This window comes from Clostridium sp. DJ247, from assembly GCF_014231265.1.
In genome coordinates this window covers 1-9,930 of sequence record NZ_JABAIW010000093.1, presented here as the reverse complement: position 1 = coordinate 9,930, position 9,930 = coordinate 1, and the positions used below count along the sequence as shown (strand labels likewise).

Below are 9,930 nucleotides of genomic sequence, written 5' to 3'. Positions count from 1 at the left end.
GCCTTCTGTACTTCTTTTACTTTTCCCCATAAATCTAGACTGTAGAAAGTTTCATTATCTTCTCCATCTTTTATGGAAGTAACATTTCCAAGTGCATCATATCTGTATTGTTGGCTTATCTTTCCTTTTTCCTTTGCCCCTGGAGTTATTATATGTCTTACTCTTCCCCCTATGTCATAGCTATACTCTACACCAGTTTTTGAGGCATCTAATTTTTCTATAAGTTCTCCAATTTCGTTGTACTTATTTTTCTGCACAATTACACCTAGAGCATTACTTACTTCTACAAGACGATTCATGCTGTCATAACCATAGCTTGTACCTTTTCCATCATCATCTTCTGCATTATAGTTTTCTGGAGTTACATGCTTTATTATATTTCCTGCAGCATCATGGAATAGTCTTGTTATTCCACCTTCTTTATCTATGATTTTTGTCTGCCTGTTCATAGCATCATATTCATAGATAATAGAATAACCATTACAATCTGTTTCTTTTATGATGTTTCCAGCACTATCGTACTCATAGGTGGTGCTTCTTTCAGATTCCTCATCCTTTGGATCTCTTTTTACAATTTTCACAAGCCTGTCTGCTGCATCATATTTTACTATATTTTCATAGCCTTCTGGAGTTGTTACCTTTGTTATATTTCCGTTTCCATCATATTCATATAGGGTTTTAGCTGATGTTTTTCCTTTTGTCTCTTCTGCTAAGTCTCCTTCATTTATCTCTTCGCTTACTTTTTCCAGCCAGCCTATGCTGTTGTAATAGTATCTTTTTACTTTATAGGTATTAGCATTTATTCTAGTTCTTTCTAAAGTTCTATTGCCTAGACAGTCATAAGTATACTGTATTTCAGCTCCTATACTGTCTGTAATCTTATTTACTAAGCCATTTTTATTATAGCTGTAGCTGATAGTATTCCATTCCTTTGGATATCCAGTTTCATTTACATATTCAGGCGATATTTTCTCTTCTATTCTGTTTCCTGCTCTATCATACTTATACAAAGTTACATTATACTTTATATTTCCTGAATCTTCTTCTACAGGTACTCTTTTTTCAAGCATCCATCCTGTAGTATTGTATTTATAAAGTGTTCCATAACGCTCTTCATCATTATTTGCACTTAAATATCCTTTAGCATCTATTTCTTTTACAACATTATCCTCTTCATCATAAATGAATCTTCTTGATACATTTCCCTCTGGGTCTTTTATAGTTACAAGTCTGTTTCTTTCATCATATTCATACTCTGTACCTTTTCCATCATCTGTTTCCTTATTATAATTTACAGGGTCTATTGTTTTTATTATGTTTCCTGATACATCATATTTTATTCTATAAACTCCACCTGTTGGATAAATAGTTTTTATTCTTCTGTCATTTTCATCGTACTCATATTCTACACCCAAACCATCATCTAGAGATCTATCGTAGTAATTTGGGTTTATTTCTTTAACTAAGTTACCATGTACATTATACTTTACTGCAAAAATATTTTGCATTGGATCTGTAGTTTTTATAAGCCTATCCATTGCATCATAACGATATTCATAGCCTAAACCATTGTCTGTATATGAATTGTATTCATTTGGAAGAACCTTTTTTATCAAGTTTCCCATCTTGTCATACATTAATCTTGTTATATTACCTTTTGCATCAATTATGTGTGTCTTTCTATTTAAAGCATTATAACCAAATTCTACAGTGCCATAAGAGCTTATTATAAATGTCATTCTTCCTGCTTTATCATATTTATAACTGAATATATTTCCCTCTGGGTCTTCTATTGTTGTAGCTTCATCAAAATCCTTGTTGCCATATTTAAATCTAGTAGTATTCTTTTCTGGGTCTTTCCTTGTAATCATTCTTCCATATTCATCATAAGTGTAACTTGTTTTTGAATAACTTCCATCCTGTATTTTAATAAGTTCTTCTACAACATTACCCCTGTCATCATAATTATAAAGAGTTTCTCTCCCTCCAGAGGTTTCTGTTTTTATAAGATTGTCATTACTATCATAGTAATTATTTACTTTATAACCACCTGGATGTACTTCTTCAAGTAAGTTTCCTCTACTATCATAAACCCTATGAATTGTTTTTCCTGCTCTATCTGTTTCACTATCTTTATTATCATATTTATCATAAGTCCAAATTTCTTTTGAACCATCACCATATATTCTTTCTGTGGTGAAATTTTTCCAACCTTATGCCTTCAAAATGACGTCTAAGTATACTTTCAGCATCAAGCCTTACTACAATCATTGGCTTTTCACTTTCCTTGATTTTAAATATCTTTTCGCCTTTTATTTTTTCTCCATCTAATACAAGCTTTTTAATTACACTTTTATCTAAATTGAATTCACAGTTAGGACTTAGTGCCTCCACTTCTTCAAATTTTCATAATCTTTATAAAGGCAATTTTCTGCCATATCTTCAAAATCCTTCGGAATATAAAGTTTTTAAGCAGTATATTTCAAAAGAAAAATTGATATGATATAATAAAAGAAAAATGAAGGCGTGATAAATTTGACAAAAGAAAAAATAAAATGGCATCCAGCCTTTGCAGCTGCTTTACAGTTGGAGTTAAAAGAATACAAAGAACATTTAGAATTTTTTACAGAACATCAGTTAACAGATGAACCCCTAAGAATAGATATACTAGTTATAAAAAAGTTGGATGATATAAAAATAGATAAATTGATAGGAAAAATATTTAGACAATACAATATATTTGAATACAAATCACCAACTGATTATATATCCATAGATGATTATTATAAAGTTAAAGCATATGCCTATTTATATAAGGCTTTATCTGAAGAAACAAATAAGATAAGCATAGATGAAATCACTCTAACTCTAACATCCAATAAGTATCCAAGGAAACTAATAGAGTACTTAAAAGATAAACAAGGAGCAGAAGTAACGAAAATAGATAGTGGCGTATATTTTCTAGAAAAAACAGATATAAAAACACAGATACTAGTTACAAAAGATTTACCGGACGAAGAAGCAGCTTATTTAAAACTACTTCAAATAAGGTACAAAAACAGAGAATTAATAAAAAAGTGGATAACAGAATATATAAACAACACTAAAAACCCATTATATTCAATAATTATGCATGTTATGACAGAAGCAAATGCAAATGATATATTGGAGGTATATAAAGATATGGGAAAAGCAAAATTAAGCGATAATAATAGAGAGTTTTTATTAGAAATTATGAAAAAACTTGAACTAGATAAAAAGCTTAGAGAAGAAGGAAGAGAAGAAGGGGCAAATGAAAAAGCATTAAAAGTTGCAGAAAATCTACTAAGAATGGGCTTAAATGTTGAACAGGTAGCTGTTGCTGCTGAAATCCCAATAGAACAAGTTGAAAAAATAAAAAAACAAATTACTAACTAAATTTAATCACTTCCATTTTTAACGCCATTGCAGAAATTTTATGGTATTTTAAATTTGTAGTTAGTTGTTTGTGTATTTGAATAATATATTCTATAAGCATATAATTCATAAGTAAAATATTAAGTACTATGCACACTTTTACATAAATTTTAAAGTGTGTATAGTGCTTTAATTTTCTTCATTTTAACAAGTAACCGTATTCAGGATGCCATATTTGAAACAGTTCCATTTTTCTTCCACAATTTTTACATCTCAAAGGATCCTTAGAGAAATTTTTAATTATCATATCTCTCCAAGTTAACCGTTTATCTTTTATTTCATAGCATTGCTTAAGAGTTACCTGTTTCAATTTATAATTACTCTTTATATATTTTATTAGACTAAAATATGTCTTCATCTTTTGTTGTATACTTCCTGCATACACACCATATCTTCTTACCATTTTAAATCTCTTAGGCGGTATATGCATAATAAGTTTTCCTATAAATTCTTGTGCTGTTATAATCTCATGTACTCTCTTTGCTGTTTCATGATCTATATACCAAAAATGAACCATCTTTCCAGCATAGGATATTATTCTATACTCTGCTATTGCAGGTCTAGCAAGATATCTGCCTATATATCTGGCACACCATCTAGCACTTCTCATTCTTGGTTTAACATGAACATAAAAACCATGAGGATAAATCTTAAACAAACTTCCGTATTCACTTCTCATCTCTGGTTGCTTTTTTATCATGTATCTTGTTAATTTATACTGCCATGTCTTACGAATATATTTGTATTCGAAGTAATGAAAATCTACTATTCTATTATTTTTTCTTTTCAATTCAGGAACTAATGCATGAATATGAGGATTAAAACCTAGACTTCGCCCAAAGGTATGTACTACGCTTATCATACCGCATTGCCAGATAGCTCCTCCCTTTTTAATTCTTTTCTTCTTATCAAAGGCCGCTCTATTTTTACCATTAACATTATTTATATATTCTTCTATAACCTGATACGCCATATCTTGAAGATCTTTAAGGGATTTTCTGTTCCAATAGAAATACTTTCTAAACTCCTTCGGAATAGTAAATATACAATGTCTATGTGGTACATCAAGAATTCTTCTTACCTGTTTTTCAACCCAGTCGCTTATATATTTTTTACCACATCTGTTACAAAACCTACTTTTACAACTAAAACCTATATTAATTTTTTCAAGGCATTGCATACATATGTAAGCTATAAATCCTAATGCAAATTCACCACAATTTATCATTTTTAGTACTTCTTTAAATAAATGCTCTCGCATTTGTTCTGGAAACTTATCGTTTTTATTTTGCCAGAACTCTTTAAAATAATCTTTAAAAATTTGTTTAATTATACCATTACTCTTTTTCATAACACCTTATTATCTCAAATATCTTTAGCTTTTTCTAGAGTTATCCACAATATTTTCCGCAAGCTATTTCCTAAATAATAAAATAACATTTAAGAATTTGTTTAATTACACCATTACTCTTTTTCATAATACCTTATTATCTCAAATATCTTTAGTTTTTTCTAGAGTTATCCACAATATTTTCCGCAAGCTATTTCCTAAATAACAAAATTAGAAGCTTCCCTAGCCTTCTTATTCTCATATAAGTTTGGATACTTCTTATATAATTCTATCTTCTTCTCACAACTTAATTCATATCCACTAGGATCTACATAATTCACAGGATTATTTGCTACATAGGCATAAAGATTAAGCCCATCCCCTCGATACTCATCCTCTTGAGTAAACCTACCAAATATAGGATTATAGAACCTAGCCCTTAAGTAGTACTGATTTGTTATTGTGTCAAACTGCTCTCCTGAATATCTAAACCTATTATAAACTTGTTCATTTGCATCTACAGTATTGCCGAAGGCATCATAAGAGTAACTATTTACTATGTTTCCATTTATATCAGCTAATCCAACAATATCACCATGGTAATTATTTAAATAGTAGTAACTATTATCTTTGCTATCTACTTGAGATATTAGCTCAATTCCTCTTATACTTGCTGCCTTTAGATTATCTTCTAAATCAAGCTCCGTTACTACACTGTCACCATCAAATATAAACTTACTTACTACACCATTTTCATCTATTTCACTTCTCAAACCTTCTGGATTATAGAAGTTTTTGATATAGCTGCCGTCTTGGTTTTTAACACCAGTAGTACGGTTGAAGCAGTCATAAGTGTATCTTGTAGTGCCTTGCTTATTTGTTTCTGATGTAAGATTTCCTTGATTGTCATATTTGAAATTTGTTAAATTTTCATCTTCAATTAATGATGTTAACCTATTTCTAATGTCGTAAGTGTAGTTTGTTACTTGAGAATCTAATGTTCTCTTTACACGATTTCCTGCCTTATCATAGCCGAAGGCTTCTATTGTTTGATTTGGGTATATTACTTTCTCCAGTCTATTTAAGCAGTCATAAGCGTAGCTTGTTATGTTACCAGCTTCATCTTTTCTAACTTGATTACCATTATTATCATAAAAATATTTATGGTTTAAAAGCTCTTTGCCGTCTCTGGTCTTAGCTAGTATTCCTGCTATATTTTTATCGGCATCATGTGTGTAATTTATACTTATTCCATTTCCATACTTTATAGCTGCTATTGTACTGTCTGGATTATAATCATAGGATGCTGCCTTATTATTACCATCCCATACTTCTTTTAACATTCCAATTATATCATAATTATAACTTATTTTTCTACCAGTTATATCCTTTAAAGCTGTTATATTGCCATCTTTATTGTAGTTATATTCAAGTACAGTTCTTCCGTTTACAGCTTTAGTTTTGAGATTCATGTTTGGAGTGTAAGTGTAGTTATAGACTTTTCCTCCGCTTATACCTGCTGCTAAGCTTCCATCTTTGTTATACCTATATTCCTCTGCGCTTCCTGTAACTGCATCTTTTCTTCTAACTATGTTGTCATCTTGATTATATAAATACTCTTTTATATATGTATTTCAAATATAGAACTATAAATATTTCTAAGTTTGTTTTATAAATTTATTTCTAACTATATCTGCAAAATCTCCATTAACTAATCCATTTCTGGCTACCGCCTGCCTTTTTATCAAAAGGCTTTTTAGGTAAAACAAACTGCAAATTAGTCTATAAAATTATAAACTAATTTGCAGTAATATTATTTAGAATCTCATTTTTAATTACAAAACCCTTATGTCATAGAAAAAATTTTTCTATGTTTTAGGCTATCATTAAAAAATTTAGGTTATATTAAAAACTTATTTATAAATTATTAATCCCAGTTTTCACTAGCATCCTTAAGTCGTTCATAAAAAAAAATCATAAATATTATTATATTTTTCTGAACCAACGCCATATTCTCTATTCCAATCTATAACTAAACACTCTCCATTTTCTACATTAGATGTATCTAAGCAGTATATATATTCATCACAATTCTCAATCACAACAAAATATTCTGGTAAACCAAATTTTCTATATTCTTGTGTAGCTTTTACACAAGATGGTATTTCACTTTTGGACACCCCATAAATTTCTATACCCATAATTAACATATGACCGTAATTTCTAAGAAACTATTTATAACTTTCTGAAAGTGTAACATTTAAAATGTCTTCAACCTGCGATATTCTTTTAACATCAACCCCACCCGTAAAATTACAATACTCCTCTTTCTCCTCAATAATTCTAAGTAGTTCACTTATTTTATCCATATTACACCTCCAATTTTAGAATCATAATAAGATCGCTCTTCTGGTGACATTATTGGTGAGTAATCTAATACTACATCTAGCTCTAAAGCTTCTTCATAATATATGATACGTTCTTCTAATCTTTCAATTGGTGTCCCTCATTATCTATATTTAATTCTGCTTCTATTCGAGCTTCAACCAATATAGGTTCATCTAGTTTATCAACAGGTTGGTATATATGGCAACATAAAACTCCATCCAATCTATAAAATTTCTCTTTATCACAGTATATCCGCATTACAAATCCATACTCTTCATCTCCAAAGTATTCATGAAAAACAGCAAATTGGTATCATATTTAGAAACTAATTTGCTGTTTTTTAACCATGGTTTTAATGGTAAAATATTCTCAATTTCGTCTTAATAGTAACATCACATTGAACTGTGCTAAGTATATAATAACTACTACAAAGGTCTTGTATCAATTAAATAAATATCACTTTCTCCAACCAAGATTCACCCTATTAATATCTATAATATCTCCAATACCCTTTTTACTTAATAGTTCTAATAAATACTCGCTTCCCTTTTCCATTGCAATAACTGCTTCTTCTCCATATATAGGTATTAACGTATAAAAATTAATTATTCTACCATCTGAACATTTATATTTTTCTAATCCTTTTTCTTTTGATTTGCATATAATTATACATGATACCTTTGTATTAGATGCAAATTGTTCAGGTGGTTCTCCATTAGGAATTATAATGCCTTCATCAATCCATCCATCATACATGTGAGGCATATGAGCTATTTGTCTAATCCATTCAAAAGGCCAATAATTATTATTATCTTCAAAATCCTTTTTACTTATTTTCCAATCTGATGGTAATTTAATTAACAACTCAGCATATTTTAAGTCTTCCTCTATTTCTGAATCGTCATCTTCCATAGCACAATCGCTCATGCCACTAGTTACAACTGTTATCCAATTTTTTTCGTTTGTAGGAGGTATAATATGAAGATTAATAGACACTCTACTAACAGGTATAATTTCACTTAATGTATATTTGATAGGTCCTAGACAACTTTTTATATATTGTAATATTTCATTATGTCTATTAGAGATATCAAGTTTGTTTGTTTTTTCGTTCTCATTAGTCTCAATAGCACCATAACTTCGAAGAACTTTTGCTACCTCATCGTATCCCTCAATCTCTGCTAACTTTAGTGCATTCATTCTTGTTAAACTCTCGCCTTCTCCAATACAATATGAAGCGTTAACATCTGCTCCTGATTCAAGTAATAATTTAACTACTTCTCTTTTACCATTCATAGCAGCGACACATAATGGAGTTCCACTTATATCATATCCAACATCAACATTAGCACCATGCTCAATTAACCAACGTGCTGCTCTTATTGATCCATGATAAGCAGCATTACAAAGTGGCGTATTACTTTTATCATTTTTTGTTCCAACATTTACATCTAAACCTTTTTCAACTAATAACTTTAACAACTCTATATTATCTTCATTAGCAGCAACATGTAAAAGAGATTCGTTGCTAATATTATATGCAGTCAAAACCTTAGGATACTCTTCAATTATATTTAACAACAAATCACACTCACCATTTTCAACTGCTGAAAATGCTTTACTTTTAATTTTTGTCCAACTAATAAAACTCATATATTATCCTCCCTTGTTAATACTATATCGGAAATTTACTAACTTTAAGCTGTTTAGCTATCCATTCTAATCTTCCTATAACTTGGTGTCTTATAGCATTATTGATTTTTAAATTATACAATTCTTTAGCAACTGATTTTATATATACATCTGAATGTCCCTTATTTGGTGCCCAGTATAAATTTTCCAAACCCTTATATGGATCAATTCCATAAGATTTTAGTACTTGCCTGGAATACTTAGCATAAGTCTGTATAATTTTACTCCTATTTTTAAATTGTCCCTTAACAACAATATGATGAGCATGTGGATTTTTCATTTTTATAGGAGAATCTCCTTTTGATTTCTTTAAATAATTACCAAATTTGAAATTCTTAATATTAGCTCTTGCCAATGAGTCGCCACTTGTATCTCTAAATCTCCTATCTAGCCTTTCATCATGTTCATGCTTCTTCCACTGCTCACGAGTCATATTCGGATTGCTTGGATTTGGTTTATCACCCTTAAAATTAGAAGCTTCCCTAGCCTTCTTATTCTCATATAAGTTTGGATATTTCTTATATAATTCTATCTTCTTCTCACAACTTAATGCATATCCACTTGGGTCCACATAGTTCACAGGGTTATTAGCTACATAAGCATATAGATTAAGTCCATCACCTCTATAAACATCCTCCTGTGTAAATCTGCCTACAACAGAATTATAGAACCTAGCTCTCAGATAATACTGATTCGTTATTGGGTCAAACTGTTCTCCAGAATACCTAAGTCTATTATGAACTTGTTCATTAGCTTCTATTGTGTTACCAAAGGCATCATAACTGTAACTATTTACTATATTTCCACTTATATCAGCTAAATTAACAACGTCACCATGATAGTTATTTAAATAGTAATAACTATTATCTTTGCTATCTACTTGAGATACTAATTCAATACCTCTTATGCTTACTGCCTTTAGTCTCTCTTCTGCATCAAGCTCTGTTACTATGCTTCCTCTATCAAATACAAACTTACTAACTACATCATTTTCATCTATTTCACTTCTTAATCCTTCTGAATCATAGAAGTTTTTGATGTAGCTGCCATCTTGTTTTTGAACA

General features: G+C 30.1%; 7 protein-coding genes and 4 pseudogenes. 1 reads left to right on the top strand and 10 read right to left on the bottom strand.

Going from position 1 to position 9,930, the window contains the following annotated elements; translation table 11 throughout:
• The 3 pseudogenes from HGI79_RS21555 to HGI79_RS21545 all read right to left on the bottom strand — a co-directional run.
• A pseudogene (locus tag HGI79_RS21555) lies at positions 1-1,871 on the bottom strand (RHS repeat protein); the annotation flags it as partial.
• A 6-nt stretch (positions 1,872-1,877) separates the two neighbouring features.
• Positions 1,878-2,102 (bottom strand): annotated as a pseudogene (locus tag HGI79_RS23780) (RHS repeat domain-containing protein); the annotation flags it as partial.
• 73 nt (positions 2,103-2,175) lie between these two features.
• Positions 2,176-2,403, bottom strand: a pseudogene (locus HGI79_RS21545) (hypothetical protein); the annotation flags it as partial.
• A gap of 132 nt (positions 2,404-2,535) precedes the next feature.
• Here HGI79_RS21545 and HGI79_RS21540 point away from each other — a divergent pair.
• Positions 2,536-3,417 carry a 3-isopropylmalate dehydrogenase gene (locus HGI79_RS21540; protein WP_185652726.1) on the top strand — a complete coding sequence of 294 codons (882 nt, stop codon included), beginning with the start codon at positions 2,536-2,538 and terminating at the stop codon, positions 3,415-3,417.
• A gap of 178 nt (positions 3,418-3,595) precedes the next feature.
• On the opposite strand, the gene HGI79_RS21535 is transcribed toward HGI79_RS21540, so the two are convergent.
• From HGI79_RS21535 to HGI79_RS21510, 7 genes and pseudogenes are all read right to left on the bottom strand, one after another.
• Entirely contained in the window at positions 3,596-4,807 is a 1,212-nt protein-coding gene (locus tag HGI79_RS21535; protein ID WP_185652725.1) for a transposase, read from the bottom strand.
• A 197-nt stretch (positions 4,808-5,004) separates the two neighbouring features.
• A complete protein-coding gene (locus HGI79_RS21530; protein ID WP_185652724.1) occupies positions 5,005-6,258 on the bottom strand; it encodes an RHS repeat domain-containing protein in 1,254 nt (417 codons plus the stop codon).
• A 489-nt stretch (positions 6,259-6,747) separates the two neighbouring features.
• Positions 6,748-7,005 (bottom strand): annotated as a pseudogene (locus HGI79_RS22555) (SMI1/KNR4 family protein); the annotation flags it as partial.
• A 12-nt stretch (positions 7,006-7,017) separates the two neighbouring features.
• Positions 7,018-7,155, bottom strand: a complete 138-nt coding sequence (locus HGI79_RS22550; protein ID WP_207725868.1) for a hypothetical protein — start codon at positions 7,153-7,155, stop codon at positions 7,018-7,020.
• Between the two features lie 115 nt (positions 7,156-7,270).
• Positions 7,271-7,432, bottom strand: a complete 162-nt coding sequence (locus tag HGI79_RS21520; protein WP_185652723.1) for a hypothetical protein — start codon at positions 7,430-7,432, stop codon at positions 7,271-7,273.
• Between the two features lie 198 nt (positions 7,433-7,630).
• Complete coding sequence (locus tag HGI79_RS21515; protein WP_185652722.1) at positions 7,631-8,827, bottom strand: suppressor of fused domain protein; 1,197 nt, start codon at positions 8,825-8,827, stop codon at positions 7,631-7,633.
• 22 nt (positions 8,828-8,849) lie between these two features.
• Positions 8,850-9,930 (bottom strand): RHS repeat-associated core domain-containing protein (locus HGI79_RS21510; RefSeq protein WP_185652721.1); only part of this gene is annotated, 1,081 nt, incomplete at its 5' end.